At 68.9% G+C, this 1,035-nt stretch carries 1 protein-coding gene and 1 pseudogene; both read right to left on the bottom strand.

Annotation, left to right across the window (positions count from 1 at the left end):
- Positions 1-505, bottom strand: a pseudogene (carB, locus tag ACFVUS_RS44190) (carbamoyl phosphate synthase large subunit); the annotation flags it as partial.
- A partial coding sequence (locus ACFVUS_RS44185; protein WP_387781634.1) for a gamma-glutamyl-gamma-aminobutyrate hydrolase family protein occupies positions 498-1,035 on the bottom strand: 538 nt, incomplete at its 5' end. The pseudogene carB and the gene ACFVUS_RS44185, both read right to left, overlap by 8 nt.

Below are 1,035 nucleotides of genomic sequence, written 5' to 3'. Positions count from 1 at the left end.
CGCCGAGGGTGTCGACGCCCTTGATGACGTCGTCCATCGTGTGGCAGATGACCGAGCGGGCGGACTCGCCGTAGCCGATCTTGGCCTTGACGGCCTCGACGACGCCCTTGAAGAGGTCGCGGTCCTCGCCCTTGTTGATGGCCTCGACGTTGGCGCCGATGAGCTCGACGCCGTACTTCTCCAGCACGCCCTGCTCGTGCATGGAGATGGCGGTGTTGAGCGCGGTCTGGCCGCCGAGGGTGGGGAGCAGCGCGTCGGGGCGCTCCTTCGCGATGATCTTCTCGACGAACTCGGGGGTGATCGGCTCGACGTACGTGGCGTCGGCGATCTCCGGGTCGGTCATGATCGTCGCGGGGTTGGAGTTGACCAGGATGACCCGCAGGCCCTCGGCCTTGAGGATGCGGCAGGCCTGGGTGCCGGAGTAGTCGAACTCCGCGGCCTGGCCGATGACGATCGGGCCGGAGCCGATGACCAGGACGGACTGGATATCGGTGCGCTTAGGCACGCTCGGCCTCCATCAGATTCACGAAACGGTCGAAGAGGTACGCGGCGTCGTGCGGGCCGGCGGCCGCCTCGGGGTGGTACTGGACGGAGAAGGCCGGCTGGTCGAGCAGCTGGAGGCCTTCGACGACCTGGTCGTTCAGGCAGACGTGGGAGACCTCGGCGCGCCCGTAGGCGGTGTCCGAGACCTTGTCGAGGGGCGCGTCGACGGCGAAGCCGTGGTTGTGCGCGGTGATCTCGACCTTGCCGGTGGTGCGGTCCTGCACCGGCTGGTTGATGCCGCGGTGGCCGTACTTCAGCTTGTACGTGCCGAAGCCGAGCGCGCGGCCCAGGATCTGGTTGCCGAAGCAGATGCCGAAGAGCGGCGTCTTGCGGGCGAGGACGCCCTGCATGACGGCGACGGGGCCGTCGGCGGTGGCCGGGTCGCCCGGGCCGTTGGAGAAGAACACGCCGTCGGGGTTGACCGCGTACACGTCCTCGACGGTGGCGGTGGCGGGGAGCACGTGCACCTCGATGCCGCGCTCGGCCATCCGG

The sequence above is a fragment of the Nocardia sp. NPDC058058 genome (assembly GCF_042885355.1).
Lineage (GTDB): Bacteria > Actinomycetota > Actinomycetes > Mycobacteriales > Mycobacteriaceae > Nocardia.
The sequence above is the reverse complement of the archived record's forward strand: the minus strand, read 5'-3'. Positions and strand labels throughout refer to the sequence as shown.